This window comes from Flavobacterium sp. B114r (assembly GCF_056824125.1).
On sequence record NZ_CP124858.1, the window covers coordinates 2,087,498 to 2,107,193 of the forward strand.

18 protein-coding genes are annotated in these 19,696 nt (G+C 34.0%); 14 read left to right on the forward strand and 4 right to left on the reverse strand.

The features are described from left to right. Positions 1 to 5: 5 nt before the first annotated feature. From QLQ94_RS09145 to dnaG, 5 genes are all read left to right on the forward strand, one after another. Positions 6 to 1,925, forward strand: coding sequence for a DUF2207 domain-containing protein (locus QLQ94_RS09145; protein WP_427402596.1), 1,920 nt, complete (start codon positions 6 to 8; stop codon positions 1,923 to 1,925). 309 nt (positions 1,926 to 2,234) lie between these two features. Then, positions 2,235 to 2,795, forward strand: a complete 561-nt coding sequence (locus QLQ94_RS09150; RefSeq protein WP_427402595.1) for an RNA polymerase sigma factor — start codon at positions 2,235 to 2,237, stop codon at positions 2,793 to 2,795. Further along, positions 2,782 to 3,522, forward strand: a complete 741-nt coding sequence (locus QLQ94_RS09155) for a hypothetical protein (RefSeq protein WP_271336532.1) — start codon at positions 2,782 to 2,784, stop codon at positions 3,520 to 3,522. The genes QLQ94_RS09150 and QLQ94_RS09155 overlap by 14 nt, the downstream gene beginning before the upstream one ends. Before the next feature lie 160 nt (positions 3,523 to 3,682). After that, the gene (locus QLQ94_RS09160; protein ID WP_271336531.1) at positions 3,683 to 4,711 is read left to right on the forward strand and encodes a hypothetical protein; all 1,029 of its coding nucleotides are present in this window, start codon (positions 3,683 to 3,685) and stop codon (positions 4,709 to 4,711) included. A gap of 127 nt (positions 4,712 to 4,838) precedes the next feature. Beyond that, complete coding sequence (gene dnaG, locus QLQ94_RS09165) at positions 4,839 to 6,902, forward strand: DNA primase (RefSeq protein WP_271336530.1); 2,064 nt, start codon at positions 4,839 to 4,841, stop codon at positions 6,900 to 6,902. 1 nt (position 6,903) lies between these two features. On the opposite strand, the gene QLQ94_RS09170 is transcribed toward dnaG, so the two are convergent. Together QLQ94_RS09170 and nadE are read right to left on the reverse strand one after the other, a co-directional pair. After that, the gene (locus QLQ94_RS09170) at positions 6,904 to 7,533 is read right to left on the reverse strand and encodes a response regulator transcription factor (protein ID WP_026730588.1); all 630 of its coding nucleotides are present in this window, start codon (positions 7,531 to 7,533) and stop codon (positions 6,904 to 6,906) included. 93 nt (positions 7,534 to 7,626) lie between these two features. Then, the gene (gene nadE, locus QLQ94_RS09175) at positions 7,627 to 8,433 is read right to left on the reverse strand and encodes an NAD(+) synthase (RefSeq protein ID WP_271336528.1); all 807 of its coding nucleotides are present in this window, start codon (positions 8,431 to 8,433) and stop codon (positions 7,627 to 7,629) included. A gap of 99 nt (positions 8,434 to 8,532) precedes the next feature. On the opposite strand from nadE, the gene gldB reads away from it, so the two are divergent. Beyond that, positions 8,533 to 9,492, forward strand: a complete 960-nt coding sequence (gene gldB, locus QLQ94_RS09180) for a gliding motility lipoprotein GldB (RefSeq protein WP_271336527.1) — start codon at positions 8,533 to 8,535, stop codon at positions 9,490 to 9,492. Beyond that, positions 9,492 to 9,827 carry a gliding motility protein GldC gene (gene gldC, locus QLQ94_RS09185; protein WP_029273283.1) on the forward strand — a complete coding sequence of 112 codons (336 nt, stop codon included), beginning with the start codon at positions 9,492 to 9,494 and terminating at the stop codon, positions 9,825 to 9,827. The genes gldB and gldC overlap by 1 nt, the downstream gene beginning before the upstream one ends. Before the next feature lie 162 nt (positions 9,828 to 9,989). Here gldC and yihA read toward each other — a convergent pair whose 3' ends face one another. Both yihA and QLQ94_RS09195 read right to left on the reverse strand, forming a co-directional pair. Further along, on the reverse strand, positions 9,990 to 10,610 hold the full coding sequence (gene yihA / locus QLQ94_RS09190; protein ID WP_271336526.1) for a ribosome biogenesis GTP-binding protein YihA/YsxC: 621 nt from the start codon (positions 10,608 to 10,610) through the stop codon (positions 9,990 to 9,992). Between the two features lie 42 nt (positions 10,611 to 10,652). Beyond that, positions 10,653 to 11,417 carry an alpha/beta fold hydrolase gene (locus QLQ94_RS09195; protein WP_271336525.1) on the reverse strand — a complete coding sequence of 255 codons (765 nt, stop codon included), beginning with the start codon at positions 11,415 to 11,417 and terminating at the stop codon, positions 10,653 to 10,655. A 378-nt stretch (positions 11,418 to 11,795) separates the two neighbouring features. Here QLQ94_RS09195 and mraZ point away from each other — a divergent pair, with 378 nt between their 5' ends. From mraZ to murD, 7 genes are all read left to right on the forward strand, one after another. After that, complete coding sequence (gene mraZ / locus QLQ94_RS09200) at positions 11,796 to 12,269, forward strand: division/cell wall cluster transcriptional repressor MraZ (protein ID WP_271336524.1); 474 nt, start codon at positions 11,796 to 11,798, stop codon at positions 12,267 to 12,269. Then, positions 12,244 to 13,152: a 16S rRNA (cytosine(1402)-N(4))-methyltransferase RsmH gene (gene rsmH / locus QLQ94_RS09205; protein WP_271336523.1), complete on the forward strand. Its 909-nt coding sequence runs from the start codon at positions 12,244 to 12,246 to the stop codon at positions 13,150 to 13,152. The genes mraZ and rsmH overlap by 26 nt, the downstream gene beginning before the upstream one ends. Positions 13,153 to 13,168: 16 nt before the next feature. Then, complete coding sequence (locus QLQ94_RS09210) at positions 13,169 to 13,516, forward strand: FtsL-like putative cell division protein (RefSeq protein ID WP_271336522.1); 348 nt, start codon at positions 13,169 to 13,171, stop codon at positions 13,514 to 13,516. Continuing rightward, complete coding sequence (locus QLQ94_RS09215) at positions 13,507 to 15,516, forward strand: penicillin-binding protein (RefSeq protein WP_482499562.1); 2,010 nt, start codon at positions 13,507 to 13,509, stop codon at positions 15,514 to 15,516. Before QLQ94_RS09210 ends, QLQ94_RS09215 begins: the two co-directional genes overlap by 10 nt. Next, positions 15,513 to 16,976 carry a UDP-N-acetylmuramoyl-L-alanyl-D-glutamate--2,6-diaminopimelate ligase gene (locus QLQ94_RS09220; RefSeq protein ID WP_427402590.1) on the forward strand — a complete coding sequence of 488 codons (1,464 nt, stop codon included), beginning with the start codon at positions 15,513 to 15,515 and terminating at the stop codon, positions 16,974 to 16,976. The genes QLQ94_RS09215 and QLQ94_RS09220 overlap by 4 nt, the downstream gene beginning before the upstream one ends. An 81-nt stretch (positions 16,977 to 17,057) precedes the next feature. Continuing rightward, the gene (gene mraY / locus QLQ94_RS09225) at positions 17,058 to 18,290 is read left to right on the forward strand and encodes a phospho-N-acetylmuramoyl-pentapeptide-transferase (RefSeq protein ID WP_271336519.1); all 1,233 of its coding nucleotides are present in this window, start codon (positions 17,058 to 17,060) and stop codon (positions 18,288 to 18,290) included. Continuing rightward, entirely contained in the window at positions 18,291 to 19,625 is a 1,335-nt protein-coding gene (gene murD, locus QLQ94_RS09230) for a UDP-N-acetylmuramoyl-L-alanine--D-glutamate ligase (RefSeq protein WP_271336518.1), read from the forward strand. The last annotated feature ends 71 nt before the right edge of the window (positions 19,626 to 19,696 follow it).

Genomic DNA, 19,696 nt, shown 5'->3' on the forward strand with positions numbered 1-19,696 from the left:
GTAATATGTTGTTAAGAAAAATATTCTTCGTTTTATTTTCTATATTCTTCTATCAGGCCCAAGCCCAGGAAAGAATTTTGAATTTTGATGTTAAAATTAAAATCGAAAAATCAGGTCATATTAATGTTGTCGAAAAAATCTCTATATATGCCGAAGGCATTATTTTTAGACACGGACTTTTAAGAATTTTACCATTGACCAGAAAAGATAAAGATGGTCATGAGATTGATGTGCAATACACTATAAATTCCGTAAAAAAAGATGGAAAGACTGAGTCGTATTTTACAAAAGAAGAATCAGGCGACTGGAAAATTTATATAGGAAACAAAGATCTTGAATTACAAAGTGGTATATATGATTATGAAATTAGTTATACCGCTCCATTTCAGATTGGATATTTCGATCAATATGATGAGTTGTATTGGAATGTAACAGGAAATGGCTGGAATTTGCCGATCGATAAAGCAACTTGCGAGATTTCACTTCCATCAGAAAATAATAAATTCGAGAATTTCCATTGTTATACGGGATTGTCAGGATCGACAGAATCAAATTGCATTAGTTCCTTAAATGATGATCATACTGTTGCCAGTTTTGGAACTGTACAGCTTAGTGCAAATGAAGGATTGACAGTTGCGGCATCGTTTGCTAAAGGAATTGTTGATCCGCCTACTTTTCTTCAGGAATCAGCTTCTTTTTATAAACAAATAAAAACAAATTTGTGGACCGGTATTTACGGAATAGGAATGGCACTTTTCTTCTTTTTTAGTTGGAAGAAATACGGCAAAGATCCCGCTAAAAAAGCAGTGATGCCTGAATTTATGCCGCCTTTTGATTGGTCTCCTGCGATTATAGGATATGTATATCACAGAAAAATACTTGATAAAACCTATATGGCATCATTTATAAATGCTTCAGTAAAAGGTGCGATTAGAATTTTGTCAACCACAGAAAATGGTATTTTTACAAACAAACATACCTATGAGATAGAAGTTTTAAACAGGCAATCAAGTGCTCTGAGTATAGAAGAATCAGATATAATAAGCGGTTTTACAAAAAAAGATAAAATAAAAGTAACCGACTCTAATTATAAGATTTTCGAAAAAGCATATTCTAAATGGCTTAAAACAATAAACAAACAAATAAATTTAGAAGACTATTATCAAAATAATACCCGAAAAAAATGGATTGGTTTTGCTGTTTTTTTGATTGCAGGACTTACTTATCAGTTGCTTTCTAACAATAATGGATATTATAATTATCCATTTTATGCAGGATTGATCGTTGCAGTTTCGGGATTAACTTATTGGTTTACAAAAAAAGACATAGGCGTTGGCCAGCTTGTTTTGAGAGGTATTTTGGCTTTCTTTATTTTACCTGCGGTATTATTTATCTTTTTTGCTTCGATTTCTTTTTTAAGCGCGGTACATATGATTGCTATTGGAGTTGTTTTTCTTATGTATATAATTTATGTAAAAACTTTAGGAAAGTATACAGAAAAAGGCGCAGAGGCATTACATAGATTGGAAGGATTTAAGCTCTATCTGCAAACGGCAGAAAAAGACCGAATGAACATGTTAAATCCTCCTGAACTGACACCTCAATTATTCGAGAAATTATTTCCGTATGCGATTGCATTGGGAGTCGAGATAGAGTGGGGAAAACAATTTGAAGAAGTTTTAGAATTGGCCAAATACGATCCTGCTTGGTATCAGGGCGATGATACATTCTATAGACAGCCAGCAATGTTCTTGTCCGGTTTTGGAAATTCTGTCAACAGCGCGGCAGTTAACCCTAATCCTCCTGCATCATCACGTTCTTCATCCAGTAGTTCCAGCGGAAGCAGTGGAAGCTGGAGTAGTGGAAGTTCAGGTGGGGGAAGCTCCGGAGGCGGAGGTGGAGGCGGCGGTGGCGGCGGTTGGTAAAATGTGCCAGTCACCAGTTATTTTTAAAATATCATTATCAAAGAAAACCTTGCAGTATTTAAAATAGTGCAGGTTTTTTTGTTTTCGATTGGGCCTGTTTAGATTATCTTGCTAAAAAAAAAGATAATTAGATTTTTTTTTAATTTAATAATCGGTTTCAGTTTGTTGTAAATCAGCTATTTGTTCCTGTTGTTTTAGAATGTGTATTTTTTTATTGATTTTTTTTTCCTGTCCGTGCAACCATTTTATAACTTCACTCGTCTATGCTAATAGAAGACTGTTACTAAACCAAAAACCAAAGGCTTATTAATGAAAATTATCCGTTTACATCAAGAAGAAACCGAAATTATTAAGTTGGCTGTCGACAATAATCGACAAGCACAACAGCAGATATACAGTCGGTTTTCTTCGAAAATGCTTAGTGTTTGTCGACAGTATATAAAAGACATTCAATTGGCAGAAGATGTAATGATTACGGCTTTTATGAAAGTGTTTACCAACTTAAATAAATTTGAACACAAAGGAAGTTTCGAAGGCTGGATTCGAAGAATTATGGTGAACGAGTGTATTTCGTATTTAAGAGTTCAGAAAAAAATAATATTTACCGAAGATGAAATTTATATCGAAGAAAGCTTTAATGCAATTGACAATCAGTTTTCGATAGATCAAATTCAGTTTTTAATAGATGCCTTGCCGGACGGTTATAAAATGGTTTTCAATTTATATGCTATAGAAGGATACAAACACAATGAGATTGCAAAGATGTTAGGAATCAATGAGGGAACATCGAAGTCGCAATTATCGCACGCAAGAAAAATGCTGCAAACACAGATTAATACATTAAAAAAACAAGAATATGGAACCGAATAATTTTGAAAAGGATTTCCGTGAAAAACTAAATCAACGTACTATCGAGCCAAGTGATAAGGCCTGGGATCGATTAGACGCAATGCTAAGCGTTGCTGAAGAAAAAACAAAGCCTATAGTTCGACTTCGCTCACTACAAGCTTCGAAAAAAAGATGGCTATATGTCGCAGCAAGTATCGTTGGGTTTCTATTAGTTGGCACATTCTTTTTTAATCAGAAGAAAAGTATCGTTGAAACACCAAAAAATAATGTTGTAATAGAACAGCAAGTAAAAAAAGATACTGTTGCAAAACCAGTTTTAGATGTAATCGATTCTGATAAAACAGAAGTTGCAATTTCAGAAAAAGCGCCAATATCCAATCCAGCAAAAGAAGAAAAGAATCGTAATGTAAAACTAAATAAAACCATAAAAAATGAATCAAATCAAATAGCGGAGTCTTCAATCATCATCAAAAACAATCAGGAAAAACAAACAATCAATAGTAAAACTTCAGTTGCTGAAACTTCTAAAAAAGAAACAGCAGAGCAATTATTAGAAACGGCAGAAAAAACTGTAGTAGCTGAAAATTCAGTTAAGCCAAAATCAAAAATCAGGATCAATCCAAATGATCTCCTCAATCAGGTCGATGGAGAATTAGAACTTTCGTTTAGGGAAAAAGTGATTACTAAAGTAAATAAGAATTATCAAACCGTAAAAGTGGCTTTGGCAAATCGAAATCAACAGGAGTAGAGAGAATAGAAGAAAGAAATAAGAATATAGATTTTAGTTCCGGAGGAACGATTCATATTGTAGCGTCGGGTTTTAACCCGATGAATATAGAATGTAGAATTTGCATTTAATAATTAAATAATCATCATCAATCATCAATCAATTTAAAAAAAAATCAATCATGAAAAATTTTACACTTTACCTTGTTATCCTCGTCTTCTTATTTGTTAGTAAGGTTCTGGGTCAGGAAACCTTTGAATCAAAAGCAAAGAAAATTGCCAATAAAATAGAAAAGGTTACAAAAGAAGAAAAGGCAGCTTTGAAAGAAGAAGTAGAAACTGTAAACGTTCAATTGTCTGAAGGGAAAATTACGCAGGAACAAGCAGATAAACGCAAAAAAGAATTAGCAGAAGCCAGAGCAATAATCATTGAGGAAAAAGTAACTGCAGCTCAAAATGAACTTAATGACTTAGTGCAGCAAAAAGTCGATGGAAAAATAAAAGAGCAGGATTCATCTCATATTTATGTTATTCGCTGGGATCCCAAAAGAGATAAGGATTCAATTCATGGAGAAAAAAGAACCACTTCGCAATTTGTATTTGCAATGGGTTTAAACAACATGATGGTAGATGGAAAACTTCAGGATGCTAATTACAGTTTTATCGGTTCGCATTTCTACGAATGGGGTTTTACCTATAACTCCAGATTAATGAAAAATGATAATTTATTGCATGCTAAATACGGGCTATCATTGATGTATAATAATATTCGCCCAACAGATAACAGAAGTTTTGTAGTAAACGGTGATCAGACAGTTTTGCAAACAAATGCGATTAATCTTGACGAATCACGTTTTAGAAATGTTTATGTCGTGTTGCCGTTACATTTAGAGTTTGATTTTTCTAAGCCACAGGTCAGTAACGGAAAGACTTATTTTAGAACACATAAAAGTTTCCGTTTCGGGATTGGTGGTTATGCAGGAATCAATGTAAAATCAAAACAAATCTTAAAATTTGATCAGGACGATCTAGATTATAAAACAACAATAAAAGGAGATTACAATGTAAATAATTTTATTTACGGATTAAGTTCTTACGTAGGTTACAAAGCTTTGAGTTTGTATGCAAAATATGATCTAAACCCATTGTTTAAGGATAATCCTGTAAAAGAAAATAATATTTCTTTAGGATTGAGGCTTGATTTAAATTAAGAATAAAGTTAATTAGTTAGTGAAAGAAGTGCTTCGAAAGAAGCGCTTTTTTTTATTTGAAATCTCCAAATTTCAAGATTGATTTATGTACTTTTACAGACTTCAAATTTTTTAAATATTTTACGTTTTGATTTCACAAGCTACTATTGATTCTGTTTTTGAAACTGCTCGTGTAGAGGAGGTTATCGGTGATTATGTTAATTTAAAACGTGCAGGGAGTAACTTCAAAGGACTGAGTCCGTTCTCAGATGAACGCTCTCCGTCGTTTATGGTGTCACCTGCCAAAGGAATCTGGAAAGATTTTAGTACAGGAAAAGGAGGGAACTCTGTTAAATTCCTGATGGAACATTCGCAGTTTACCTATCCTGAAGCCATTCGGTATTTAGCCAGAAAATACAATATCGAGATCGAAGAGACAGAACAAACCGATGCTGAAAAAGCCATGACGGATGTTCGTGAAAGTATGTACCTGGTTTCAGAATTTGCAAAGGATTATTTTCATAAAACCCTTTTAAATTCAGAAGAAGGAAAAGCAATTGGACTTTCATATTTTAAGGAAAGAGGTTTTACTAATGAAACCATCAAAAAATTTAGTTTAGGATATTCGCCGGAAACCTGGGATGCTTTGACAAAAGAAGCTTTAGGTAAAGGTTATAAGCTCGAATTTCTGGAAAGTACCGGTTTGACAATTCCCAGAGAAGATCGCCCTTTTGACCGTTTTAAAGGTCGTGTTATGTTTCCGATAGAAAGTATGTCCGGACGTGTTTTAGGTTTTGGAGGACGTATTTTAACAAATGATAAAAAAGCGGCGAAGTACTTAAACTCGCCGGAAAGTGATATTTACCATAAAAGTAAAGTACTTTATGGTATTTTTCAGGCCAAACAATCGATCGCCAAGCAAAATAATTGTTATCTGGTAGAAGGTTATACAGACGTAATTCAATTCAATCAGGCCGGAATAGAAAATGTTGTAGCTTCATCAGGAACAGCTTTAACGCCGGATCAGATTCGTTTAATAAATCGTCTTACAAGAAATATTACAGTTCTTTTTGATGGAGATGCTGCAGGATTACGTGCTTCTGTTCGAGGAATCGATTTGATTCTGGAAGAAGGAATGAACGTGAGAGTTTGTGCTTTTCCTGACGGAGAAGATCCGGACAGTTTTGCACGAAAAACGTCTCACGATGATCTAGTTGCCTATTTAGATGAAAACAGTAAAGATTTTATACAGTTTAAGGCGTCACTTTTAATGAAAGAGGCTAAAAACGATCCTATAAAAAAAGCCGATTTGATTCGTGATATGGTCGTTAGTATCTCGAAAATTCCCGATCGTATTCAGCGTGAAATTTATACACAGGAATGTGCCAGAATTATGGATATTTCTGAGCAGGTACTTGTGAGTACTTTGGCTCAGCTTATTCAAAAAGATCTTGCTGATGTTAATAAAAAACAAAAACAGGAACAGAAACCTTTTGAAGTTTTTAGAAATCAAAGCCCACAAAACACAGGTTATTCAGGAGGAGATCCGGAAGATCCAAGAAATGGGCCACCAGAGGATTATTATCCGGGTGAACCGGGATTTGCAGCAGAACCAACAGAAAAAGTTGATATTTTATACCGCCTGGAGCGAAAAGTAATTGAGATTTTATTGCTTTACGGAGATAAAACAGAAGAATTTGAAGATGTACTTTTAAAAAATAATGACGAAGGTGAAGTTGTAATGGTTTCTGAAAAGAGGCAGTACAAAGTTTATGAGCGTATTTATTTGAGTTTGCAGGAAGATGAGGTTGAACTGTCTAATAATTTGTTTCGTGATATCTTTACAGATTTAATTGGATTTTTTAACCAGAATGAAAAATTTAGTCTCGAACAATATTTAATGCGTTTACAGCCTGATTTTGCTCAGGAAGTAACGGATATTTTAATGGAAGATGAAAGAGTGACACTGCATGATTGGGAAGGTCAGAATATCTTTTCGAAAATGAAGCACGAAACGATTGCACAATATGTTACTGAAACTATTATGTCTATGCGTTGGTTTTTGGTTGATAAAATCATCCAGGAATTAAAAAGCTCTATAAAACCTGATAGTACAGATAATACAGAGCTTTTGTCTATGGTTGTTGATTACTCGAAATTAGTTAATTCGTTTTCAAAAAAACTAGGACGAGTAATGTCGCGATACCATTAATTTAAATAATTTCTAAAGTCTTAGCCTTATTTACTAAGTCAACTAAATTAGTAACGTTTAATTTAGTCAATAATCTTAGTTTGTAAGTACTGATCGTTTTCTCGTTCAGATTTAAGATTTTAGAGATTTCATTGTTTTTCTTACCATCACTTAAGTAACGTAATACTTCGATCTCACGATTCGAAAGTTTTCTGTACAAACGCTCACTTTTGCTTTGTTTAGCAATAAGAGCCATGTTTTTACGTACAGTTTCGTTGATGATAATTTTACCTTCATGTACTTTAATGATAGAAAGACCTAAAGTTTCAAGTTTTTCTGTTTTGTGCACATACCCGGAAACTCCTGCTTTAATTGCATTTGGAGCGTACATTTGTTCAGCGAGGTCACTAAAAATTACAATTTTTGTTTTTGGGAAATTTTTCAAAATCGACTTCACTTCGAAGATACTCGAAAGCCCTTCCAGCTCTAGATCGAGAATTAGGATGTCAATTTCCTTTGTCTGAAGGATATCTCTAACCATTGAAAAATTGCCTACGTTGGCAACAATTGAAATTTGATCGTGGTCTTTAAAATAAGACTTAACGCCAAAGTGAGTCACAGGATGATTGTCTGCAAGACATACTTTAATCATAATTTTTACCTTTTTTAGAATTGTTCATGTTTTTGGAACTGTAAAATTAATAAATAAATTCTGTAATTAATTGCAGACAAATGTTAAAATGTTTTATTTTAACGTTTTTGGTATTATACAAACCGGAATTGCGTCCATTTTATGCTTGTTGCTGGTGTTTAAACGTTTATAAATTTCAAAGACAGATTTTTCTCTCCCAGTGAAGTCAGCTGGCGTTTTTCCTGACTCCGCGGCCAACATTGCCCATTCAAGTTCGTCATAACTTGCTCCTAATTGATCTTCATCCGTGCGATTGTCTCCAAATAATCCATCGGTAGGCGCAGCTGTTAAAATTGATTCAGGAATTGTTAAAAATGCTCCAAGAGCATAAACATCCGATTTCATTAAGTCAGCAATTGGACTTAAATCGACTCCGCCATCACCGTATTTAGTATAAAATCCTACGCCAAAATCTTCTACCTTGTTTCCGGTACCTGCAACTAGCAAACCATTAAGTCCCGCTAAATAATATAAAGATGTCATTCGTAAACGAGCACGTGTATTGGCTAATGATAAGCTCACTTTGGCTTCGTTATCTGTTTTTGGTACCGCAGTTTTAAAAGCTTCAAAAGTAGCTGTAAGGTCAGTTTCTACATCAGAAACATTCGGAAAACGTTTTTTTAATTGATCAATATGTTCTCTTCCTCTTGAAACTTGATTTGGAGCCTGATGAATTGGCATTTCGACACATAAAACTTTTAAACCTGTCTGAGCGCATAGTGTAGAAGTAACAGCAGAGTCAACTCCACCTGAAATTCCAATTACAAAACCGTTTACTTTTGCATTGTTAGCATAATTTTTTAACCACTCTACAATGTGGGTATTTACTTTTTCTGTCTGGATGGTACTTTTTTTAGCCATAATAGTTCAGGTTTTAAGATGTAGCGATGTATATTTGCAGAATATTTTTTAAGTATAGATTTACTTAAAATCCAGCAACACAAATCTAATTAAAATAAAATGAAAATTTATCGCTTTGCAATGGTTCTGTGCTTGTTTTTTTTGTCCTGTGAGCAAAAAACTAAAGTAGAAAAAGAAGTCGAAGAAATACCGGTTGATATTAAAGTAGAGCGTTTTGATAAAGTATTTTTTGAAACTAAACCAGAAGATTTAGCTAAAGTAAAAAAACAATATCCGTTCTTTTTTCCGGCAGGCATCGAAGATGATATATGGTTAAAAAAAATGCAGGATCCGCTTTGGAAAGAAGTATATGCAGAAGTACAGAAAAAATATTCCAATTTTGAACCTGTGCGAGAGGAATTTAATAAGTTGTTCCAGCACGTTAAGTATTATTTTCCAAAAACAAAAACTCCTAAAGTAATTACGGTAATTGGAGAAATGGATTATAATGCTAAAGCCATTTATGCAGATAGTCTGGTAATTGTAGCTTTGGAATTGTATTTGGGAAAAGAACATAAGTTTTATGAATTCCCAAATTATATTAAGCAGAATTTCGAAGAGAAACAAATTATGCCAGATGTAGTTTCTAGTTTTGCTTACAGAAATATTCCCGCTTTTCAGGATAAAAACCTGGTTTCGCAAATGATTTTTGAAGGAAAACAGCTGTACGCAAAAGATCTGCTTCTGCCTGAATATACAGATGCTGAAAAAATGGGTTATACAGCAGAACAAATAAAATGGTGTCAGGAAAATGAAGCATATATGTGGCGCTTTTTTATCGAAAATGAAATGTTGTACAGCGATGATCCAAAACTAACAACACGATTTATTGCACCTGCTCCGTTTTCTAAGTTCTATTTAGAAATCGACAATGAATCACCCGGACGAATTGGTGCGTGGCTGGGATGGCAAATGGTGCGATCATACATGAAGAATAATACTAATGTAACCTTGCCGGAATTATTAAAAGTAAATGCAAAAGAAATTTTTGAAAAATCAAAATATAAACCTAAGAAGTAATGTCAGATACAATAAACTCAGAAATTAGATTCAATATAGAATTAGATGAAAACCGTGTGCCGGAAAAATTAACTTGGAGCGCACAAGACGGTGGTGTTCAGGCTGAAGAAGCAAAAGCAATTATGTTGTCTATTTGGGATAGTAAAGCCAAAGAAACGATGCGTATTGATTTGTGGACAAAAGATATGCCGGTTGATGAAATGAAGATTTTCTTTCATCAGACACTCGTAGCAATGTCGGATACTTTTAAACGTGCAACAGATGACGAAAAAATGTCAGATACAATGAAAGATTTCTGTGATTATTTTGCGGAAAAACTGGAACTAACGAAATAGTTAAATTCCAATTTTTGAAATTTTAAATTCCAACACAGGAAAGAAATTCTAATAAAATAAAAAATCCCAAATTCCAATTAAAACTTGGAATTTGGGATTTTTTTTATTTTTCACATTCTGATAAACCTCAGAAATTGAAAATTGGAATTTTTTTATTGGAATTTAAAATTGCGAGTTGTTTTTAAAAACCTCCTGATTAACTTCGTCAATATAGTTTAAAACTTCGTCTTTTCCTGTTTGTTCTGTAGCAGAAGTCACGAAATAATGAGGCATTTCTTCCCAGTTATTGGCAAACATCTGTTTTTTGTATGCTGCAATATGCGAGTCGATTTTTGTCTTGCTGATTTTGTCTGCTTTGGTAAAAATGATGCAAAACGGAATTTCGCTTTCTCCCATATATGACATAAATTCAATGTCTATGGATTGTGCTTCATGACGAATATCAATCAAAACAAAAGCGCAAACTAGTTGTTCTCTGGTTTCAAAGTAATCTGTAATGAATTGCTGAAAAACAGATTTCGTTTTTTTAGATACTTTAGCGTATCCGTAACCAGGTAAATCGACCAAAAACCAATTGTTGTTAATCTTAAAGTGATTAATTAACTGTGTCTTTCCAGGTCTTCCTGAAGTTTTAGCTAAATTTTTATGATTGGTAAGCATATTGATCAAAGAGGACTTGCCTACATTTGATCTTCCGATAAAAGCATATTCCGGCAAAAAATCCTGTGGACATTTTGCAACTTCAGAATTACTGATTATAAATTCGGCGGTATTAATTTTCATGTTTTTTGTGTTTAAGACCTCCTTAAAGTCGAAAGTTTAGTGCTATAAATTTTTTTTAACGAGCCATTCTTCAAGAATTGCATTGAATTCCTGAGGATGTTCCATCATAGCAGCGTGTCCACATTTGTCTATCCAGTATAAAGTTGAATTAGGCAATAATTTATCAAATTCTTCGGCCACATTGGGTGGAGTTACAGCATCGTTTTTACCCCAGATAATACAGGTTTCAACTGTCATTTTTGGTAAATCTTTCGCCATATTATGACGAATGGCGCTTTTTGCAATTGTTAGGGTTTTGATCAGTTTGATACGATCGTTAACCGTTGCGTATACCTCGTCAATAAGTTCCGGAGTTGCAATTTTAGGGTCATAAAATACATCTTCAGCTTTCTTTCTGATGTATTCATAATCTCCTCTTTTTGGGTAACTGTCTCCCATAGCGCTTTCATAAAGACCTGAGCTTCCGGTAATTACTAATCCTGCTACTTTTTCAGGGTATAACTTAGTGTGGTAAAGAGCAATATGTCCTCCAAGGGAGTTGCCTAGTAAAATAACTTTGTCAAAGCCTTTAAAAGTGATAAAGTCTTTCACGTATTTAGCAAAGCTTTTTACGTTGGTTTTTAAAATACTTTGGGTGTATATTGGCAAATCCGGGATAACAACTTTGTATCCTTTCGTTGGGAAATATTCTGCTACAGCATCAAAGTTACTAAGGCCTCCCATTAAGCCATGTAAAATAACGATAGGAGTTCCTTCTCCAGCTTCATAATAGCTGTATTTGCCTTCTTTTTTGTAGTGTTTGTCCATTTAATTTAATGCCAATTTCAATTGGGACAAATATAGGGTTTAATAAATAAAAATGGATTTTTGCTACCGTTTTTTAACTAGATAATTTTAGTAGAATATGTAAGTGTTTAAAAATCAGCTTTTATAGGGTGTTTTGGTGTGTTTCCTAAATGTTAAGAAAACTGCATAATAACTAATTTTTTAAGAAATATTATGCATTATTTTTTTGATGTCGAAATGTTATTGACTATTCGTTAATTATAAGTTAAAGTATTGATTGTCCATAAATTAAGCCGGGTGGTAGGAAAGTGGTTAAACTTATTAACAAAGTGGTATTTAGTGGTAAAATGTGGTAATATTTTTTATATTTTTGCTGTGTAACATATTAATGTAATTTTCTTGAACACAATTGTTGGAACATATGAGTGTAAAGTCGATGCTAAAGGGAGGCTAATGATGCCTGCACCCTTGAAAAAGCAATTGGCTTCTTCTCTTCAGGACGGATTCGTTTTGAAGCGCTCTGTTTTTCAGCCGTGTTTAGAATTATATCCAATGGAAGAATGGAACTTGATGATGCAAAAAATCAACAAGCTGAATCGTTTTGTAAAAAAGAACAATGATTTCATTCGAAGATTTACTGCTGGAGTTAAAGTAGTAGAGATTGATGCATTGGGAAGGTTATTGGTTCCAAAGGACTTGGTAGCTTTTTCAGGTATTTCTAAAGATGTGGTTTTTTCATCTGCGGTTAATATTGTGGAGATTTGGGATAAAGATTTATATGAAAAATCAATAAGCGGCGAAGATATGGATTTTGCAGATTTAGCCGAAGAAGTAATGGGAAATATTAATGACGACGACAATGGAATATCATAATCCGGTTTTGCTTCATCCTACAGTTGATGGTTTAAATATTAAACCAGATGGCGTTTATGTAGATGTTACGTTTGGTGGCGGTGGTCATTCAAAAGAGATTTTGAAACGATTAGGGCCAAACGGAAAATTATTTGCTTTTGATCAGGACGAAGATGCATTGGCAAATGCGTTACCAGATGAAAGGTTTACCTTAATTAATGAGAACTTTAGGTTTATAAAAAGATTTCTTCGTTTTCATGGTGTTAAAAGTGTTGATGGAATTTTGGCTGATTTAGGTGTTTCATCGCATCAGTTTGATGTTCCGGAAAGAGGGTTCTCGACAAGATTTGATGCCGAACTCGATATGCGGATGAGTCAGAAAAATGATTTAAATGCTTACCGTGTGGTTAACGAATATGAAGAACAGGATTTACGTCGTGTTTTTTTTGATTATGGGGAGTTGAAGAATGCACCGGTTTTAGCAAGAACAATTGTAGAGGCAAGAGAACATCTGCCAATAAAAACTACAGATGAATTAAAAGATGTTCTGGCAAAATATTTACCGGAAAGAGTGCGTAATAAAATATTGGCTCAGATCTATCAGGCAATTCGTATCGAGGTAAATCAGGAAATGGATGTTTTAAAAGAATTTATCGAGCAATCTCTTGAAATTCTAAATCCGGGCGGAAGATTTTCTGTTATCTCTTATCATTCGTTAGAGGATAGATTGGTAAAAAGATTTATTAAAAACGGAATGTTTGAAGGTGAGCCGGAACGTGATTTCTTCGGAAATTTTTCTGTTCCTTTTAAAACGATAGGAAAGTTGATTGTTCCGGATGATGCCGAGATCAAAATCAACAACAGAGCAAGAAGTGCAAAGCTCAGAATTGCTGAGAAGATATAATATATATAGGTAGAAAATGAAAGGTGGAGTATTTGGCATATTAAAAGCAAGATTTTTATTAAACGATGACGCGGTAAAGAACTGGCGTTTTATTGTTTTTATCATTTTACTTGCTATTCTGATGATTGCCAATACACAACGATACGAACAAAAGGTTTTTGAAATTGCAAAGCTGAATAATGAAGTAAAAGAATTGCGATCTGAATTTGTAGATCGTCGTTCAGAATTAATGAAGTTGAAGATGGAATCAACAATATCGGATAAAATGCTTGAAAAACAGATTTTTCCGTCAACGGTTCCTCCGGTTAAAATAGAAGTAAAAAAAGAAGAAGAAAAAGGTTTCTTTAAAAGAATATGGCAGTAGACGATAAAAATATATCCTACAGAATTTACCTCGTAGCAGTTTTCATCTTTGTGATGGCAATTGCTATTGTTGTTAAGTTAGCCAATATTCAATGGGTTGAAGGAGATTATTATAGAAAACTGGCAAAACAGCGTACGGTTAGAAATTTTGTAATTCCGGCAAACAAAGGAAACATCTATTCTGCTGACGGAAGTTTATTGGCAACATCAATTCCTAATTACGAGATTCGTTTTGATGCGAAAGCGCCAAAAACAGAAACTTTTGAAAAATATGTAAAAGCATTATCAGATTCACTGGCAACAGTTTTAGATAAAACAGGAAGTTATTTCGAAAAAGATCTAAGAAAAGCGAGAGCTAATAAAAATAGATATTATCTGATCGCGCGTAATTTGAGTTATACTGAATATGTAAAAATAAAAGGTTTTCCATTATTTAATTTAGGAGCTTTTAAAGGTGGGATTATAATTGAACAGGAAACTGTTAGAAAACATCCGATAGGAAAAATTGCCGAAAGAACAATTGGTTATGATCGTATCGATCCTGCAACAGGAGTAGAGGTTGGTAAAGGAATTGAATGGGCTTTTAAAAATTATCTGAATGGAAAAGACGGTAAGATTTTAAAGCAAAAAATTGCAAAAGGACAATGGAAACCTATTCGTGATGTCAATGAAGTTGACCCACAAGATGGTTTTGATGTTATCTCGACAATCGATGTTTTTATTCAGGATATTGCGCACCATGCCTTATTGAAACAGTTAGAAGAATACGAAGCAGATCACGGTTGTGTGGTAGTTATGGAGACAGAAACAGGTCATGTAAAAGCGATTTCAAATTTAGGAAGAGCAGAAGACGGATCGTACTATGAAACTACAAATTATGCTGTAGCAGAGTCTCATGAGCCAGGATCTACTTTTAAATTAGTTGATTTAATGGCGATTTTAGAAGATAAAGTTGCAGATACAAGTACTGTTTTTGACAGTCATGGAGGAGAAGTGAGATATTATGGTCGTGCTGTTCGTGATTCGCATAGAGGAGGTTACGGTAAAATTTCGTTAGCACGTGGTTTTGAACTTTCGTCTAATACAGTAATGGTTCAGGCGGTTTATGATAATTATAAAAGCAATCCATCAAAATTCGTCAATCATATTAATAGTTACGGCTTAAATAAAACACTGGGATTGCATTTTCAAGGAGAAGGAAGACCTTACATACCACAACCGGGAGACAAGCATTGGTCAGGAGTTTCATTGCCATGGATGGCTTTTGGTTACGGAGTTTCGGTTACGCCAATGCAAACGCTGGCATTGTATAACTCAATTGCCAATAATGGAGTAATGGTAAAGCCTCAATTTGTTTCAGAAATTAAAGAGTGGAACAAAACCATCAAAAAGTTTGATGTTGAAGTGATTAATCCAAAGGTGTGTTCTCCTGAAACTATCAAAAAAATTAGAGCAGTATTGCTTAATGTGGTAAAAAAAGGAACTGGTTCTAAGTTGTATTCGAAAGATTTTTCGATGGCAGGAAAAACAGGAACAGCGCAGGTAAACTATGGTGGTAAAGAAGGAAAGTCAGCATTGTATTATGCATCTTCTTTTGTTGGGTATTTCCCGGCAGATCATCCTAAATATTCTTGTATTGTAGTTGTTCATAAGCCAAATACATCAAAAAATAATTATTACGGAGCAGATGTTGCAGGGCCGGTTTTTAAAAGAATTGCCCAAAAAATATTTACAGATGCGCCTTCGACAAATAAAATTAAGCAACTGGATTCTAAAATTTCAAAGCAAGAAATCAGTTACGATAAGTATGATATAGAATCCAGAAAAAAATCAAATCAGATTCCGGATTTAAAAGGAATGCCGGGAATGGATGCAATCGCTTTACTGGAAAACTTAGGTTTGAAAGTAAGAGTTAATGGAGTAGGAAAAGTAAAAAAACAGTCATTACAGGCTGGAGAAAATATTAGTAAAAACACAACAATAGTATTAGAATTATCGTGAAAATACTGAAAGACATATTATATAAAGTAGCTATTGAGTCTGTAACGGGTTCGACGGAAATTGATGTACATAAAATTGAGTTTGATTCAAGAAAGATTGAAGCGAATGATGTTTTTGTAGCAATTCGCGGATCGCTTTCTGATGGTCACGATTATATAGAAAAAGCAATTCAATTAGGAGCTGTTGCGATTATTTGTGATGCATTGCCGGAAAATATTGAAAAAGGAGTCACTTATATTAAAGTAAAAGATACGAATACTGCTTTGGCTTTTATGGCAGCTAATTATTTTGGAAATCCTTCTGAAAAATTAAAATTAGTTGGTGTTACAGGTACAAACGGAAAAACAACAATTGCTTCATTATTGTTTCAGTTGTTTCAAAAAGCAGGTTTTAAAGTTGGTTTGTTGTCAACCGTGAAAATAATGGTGGATGAAACAGAATATAAAGCAACACATACAACTCCGGATTCGATTACAATCAATCATTATTTAAATGAAATGATCGAAGCAGGTGTTACACATTGTTTTATGGAAGTGAGTTCTCATGGAATTCACCAAAAACGTACAGAAGCGTTGCATTTTGTGGGCGGGGTTTTTACGAATCTATCGCACGATCATTTAGATTATCACCCAACTTTTGCAGAATACAGAGATGTAAAAAAGTCATTTTTTGATTCATTGCCAAAAACAGCTTTTGCTTTATCAAATATCGATGATAAAAACGGGCCTGTGATGTTGCAGAATACAGTTGCGAGAAAATTCACTTATGCATTAAAGTCTTATGCTGATTTTAAAGCAATAATATTAGAAAGTCAATTATCAGGATTACTATTAAAAGTGAATGATAATGAAGTTTGGGTAAAATTGATAGGGACTTTTAATGCTTATAACGTTTTAGCGATTTACGGTACTGCTGTAGAGTTAGGAATGGATAGTCTTGAAGCATTGCGATTACTGTCTGATTTAGAGAGTGTTTCAGGTCGTTTTCAATACATTGTTTCGGCTGGTAATATTACAGCGATTGTAGATTATGCACATACTCCGGATGCTCTTGATAATGTTTTGAAAACAATAGGCGATATCCGTACTAAAAATGAGCAACTAATTACAGTTGTAGGTTGTGGCGGAAACAGAGATAAAACGAAAAGGCCAATTATGGCTAAAATTGCTACAGATCTTAGTGATAAAGCAATTTTAACTTCGGATAATCCGAGAAATGAAGATCCTGAAGTGATTTTGGATGAAATGGAAAAAGGGGTCGAAGCGCATAATTATAAAAAACTATTGAGAATTACCGATAGAAAACAAGCGATTAAAACAGCTTGTCAATTGGCTCAGCCAAATGATATTGTTTTAATTGCTGGTAAAGGTCATGAAACGTATCAGGAAATAAATGGTGTTCGCCATCATTTTGATGATATGGAAACAGTAAAAGAAATTTTAGATCAACTAAATAAATAATTAATCAATTTTAATTCTAAAATACCACACGACAAAATTGGAATTTGGAATTTCAAGATTGGAATTTAAAATATAAAATATATGCTATACTATTTATTTGAGTATTTAGACAAAACAATGGATGTCCCAGGGACAGGTGTTTTTCAGTACATCACCTTTAGATCGGCTTTGGCATTGATGCTTTCTTTGCTTTTGTCAACGATTTACGGAAAAAGAATTATAAACTTTTTGCGTAAACAACAAGTTGGCGAAACTGTTCGTGAGTTAGGTCTGGCTGGTCAAAATGAAAAAGCGGGAACTCCAACAATGGGAGGATTAATTATCATTTTTGCTACACTGGTACCGGTTTTGTTGTTTGCTCGTTTGCACAATATTTATATAGTATTGCTTATTGTAACTACTCTTTGGATGGGGACAATTGGTTTTGTAGACGATTATATCAAGATATTCAAAAAAGATAAACAAGGGCTTAAAGGAATTTTTAAAGTTATAGGACAAGTTGGTTTGGGAATTATAGTTGGAGCGGTTCTTTATTTTAATCCTGCAGTAACAGTAAGAACAGATACCGGTAGAACAGATGTTTTTAGAACTGCGACAAATACAGCTGTTGTTTTGCCTGCACCAATAGAAGAAAAATCAACTGCAACAACGATTCCTTTCGTAAAAAACAATGAATTTGATTATGCTGAATTATTAGCGTGGACTGGTGAAGGATATGAAAAATGGGCTTGGTTGATTTTTATTCCGGTTGTGATATTTATTATTACTGCAGTTTCTAACGGAGCTAATTTAACGGATGGAATTGACGGGCTTGCCGCAGGAACTTCGGCAGTTTCGGTACTGGCACTCGGGATATTTACGTTTGTTTCAGGGAATATTATTTTTTCTAATTATCTAAATATTATGTACATCCCTAATTCTGGGGAAATGACTGTTTTTATATCTGCATTTGTGGGAGCTCTAATTGGGTTTCTGTGGTACAATTCTTATCCGGCATCTGTTTTTATGGGAGATACAGGAAGTTTGACTATTGGAGGAATCATTGCGGTTTTAGCTATTGCCGTTCGTAAAGAATTATTGATTCCCTTATTGTGTGGAATCTTTTTGGTAGAGAATTTTTCAGTGGTTTTACAAGTAAGTTACTTTAAATATACCAAAAAGCGTTTTGGAGAAGGGCGAAGAATTTTTCTAATGTCGCCATTGCATCATCATTACCAAAAGAAAGGATATCATGAGAGTAAAATTGTAACCCGTTTTTGGATCGTTGCAATCATGTTAGCCATATTATCAATTGTTACTTTAAAACTTAGATAGATGAAGAGATTGGTAGTACTTGGCGGAGGAGAAAGTGGCGTTGGAACGGCTATTCTCGGAAAGAAACAAGGATACGAAGTTTTTGTATCTGACTTTGGAAAAATAAAGGAGAGTTATAAAGAAGTTCTTATCATTAATAAAATTGCTTGGGAAGAAGAAAAACATACTGAAGACCTGATTTTAAACGCCGACGTGGTGATGAAAAGTCCCGGAATTCCTGAGAAATCTCCCATAGTACAAAAGCTTATCGCTGCCGGAATCAAAGTGATTTCAGAAATCGAATTTGCTAAACCTTTTACTGAAGCTCTGACAATTGGGATTACCGGAAGCAACGGTAAAACGACCACAACGATGTTGACACATCATTTGTTAAAATCTGCTGGTTTGAATGTGGGCTTGGGAGGAAATATTGGAAAGAGTTTTGCCTGGCAGGTAGCCGAAAATAAATTCGATGCATATGTCCTTGAATTAAGCAGTTTTCAGCTCGACGGAATTATAGATTACAGGCCGGATATTGCCATTATTACAAATATTAGTCCGGATCATTTAGATCGATACGAATATAAATATCAAAAATACATCGATTCAAAGTTTCGAATAACAATGAATCAGACCGAAAGCGATTATCTTATTTACGATGCAGATGATGAGGCAATTGCAGAATGGTTAAAGAACAACACAACAAAAGCAAAATTAATTCCTTTTTCGTTAACGAAACAATTTGATGAAGGGGCTTCTATAAATAACAACAAAATGGAAATAAAGATCAACCAAGAAGAGTTTACAATGGAAACAGAATACATTGCGTTAGAAGGAAAACATAACATGAAAAACGCAATGGCAGCAAGCTCTGTAGCAAAGTTGATGCAAATTAGAAATGCAACAATTCGTGAAAGTTTATCTAATTTTCAAGGTGTTGAACACCGCTTAGAAAAAGTATTAAAAATTCAGAATGTTCAATATATCAATGATTCAAAAGCAACAAATGTAAACGCAACTTTCTTTGCTTTAGACAGCATGAATGTTCCTACGGTTTGGATTGTTGGAGGAGTTGATAAAGGAAATGATTATAACGAATTGATGTCATTAGTTCGTGAAAAAGTAAAAGCAATTATTTGCCTGGGAGTTGATAATCATAAAATTATTAATGCTTTTGGTAATGTTGTTGATATCATGGTAGAAGTTAATAATATGAACGATGCTGTAAAAACGGCACAACGTTTAACAGAAAAAGGAGATGCTGTTTTATTATCTCCAGCCTGCGCAAGTTTCGATTTATTCGAAAGCTACGAAGACAGAGGAAAGCAATTTAAGCAAGCTGTACATAACTTGTAGAAAAAAAGTTTCAAGTTCAGGTTTCACGTGAGGAAAAACTGAAACCTGAAATAAGAAAAACCTGAAACAAA

Coding starts and splice junctions, on each gene's coding strand:
- QLQ94_RS09145 (WP_427402596.1), top strand. CDS start 6: ATGTTGTTAAGAAAAATATTCTTCGTTTTATTTTCTATATTCTTCTAT.
- QLQ94_RS09150 (WP_427402595.1), top strand. CDS start 2,235: ATGAAAATTATCCGTTTACATCAAGAAGAAACCGAAATTATTAAGTTG.
- QLQ94_RS09155 (WP_271336532.1), top strand. CDS start 2,782: ATGGAACCGAATAATTTTGAAAAGGATTTCCGTGAAAAACTAAATCAA.
- QLQ94_RS09160 (WP_271336531.1), top strand. CDS start 3,683: ATGAAAAATTTTACACTTTACCTTGTTATCCTCGTCTTCTTATTTGTT.
- QLQ94_RS09170 (WP_026730588.1), bottom strand. CDS start 7,533: ATGATTAAAGTATGTCTTGCAGACAATCATCCTGTGACTCACTTTGGC.
- nadE (WP_271336528.1), bottom strand. CDS start 8,433: ATGGCTAAAAAAAGTACCATCCAGACAGAAAAAGTAAATACCCACATT.
- gldB (WP_271336527.1), top strand. CDS start 8,533: ATGAAAATTTATCGCTTTGCAATGGTTCTGTGCTTGTTTTTTTTGTCC.
- gldC (WP_029273283.1), top strand. CDS start 9,492: ATGTCAGATACAATAAACTCAGAAATTAGATTCAATATAGAATTAGAT.
- yihA (WP_271336526.1), bottom strand. CDS start 10,610: ATGAAAATTAATACCGCCGAATTTATAATCAGTAATTCTGAAGTTGCA.
- QLQ94_RS09195 (WP_271336525.1), bottom strand. CDS start 11,417: ATGGACAAACACTACAAAAAAGAAGGCAAATACAGCTATTATGAAGCT.
- rsmH (WP_271336523.1), top strand. CDS start 12,244: ATGACGACGACAATGGAATATCATAATCCGGTTTTGCTTCATCCTACA.
- QLQ94_RS09210 (WP_271336522.1), top strand. CDS start 13,169: ATGAAAGGTGGAGTATTTGGCATATTAAAAGCAAGATTTTTATTAAAC.
- QLQ94_RS09215 (WP_482499562.1), top strand. CDS start 13,507: ATGGCAGTAGACGATAAAAATATATCCTACAGAATTTACCTCGTAGCA.
- mraY (WP_271336519.1), top strand. CDS start 17,058: ATGCTATACTATTTATTTGAGTATTTAGACAAAACAATGGATGTCCCA.
- murD (WP_271336518.1), top strand. CDS start 18,291: ATGAAGAGATTGGTAGTACTTGGCGGAGGAGAAAGTGGCGTTGGAACG.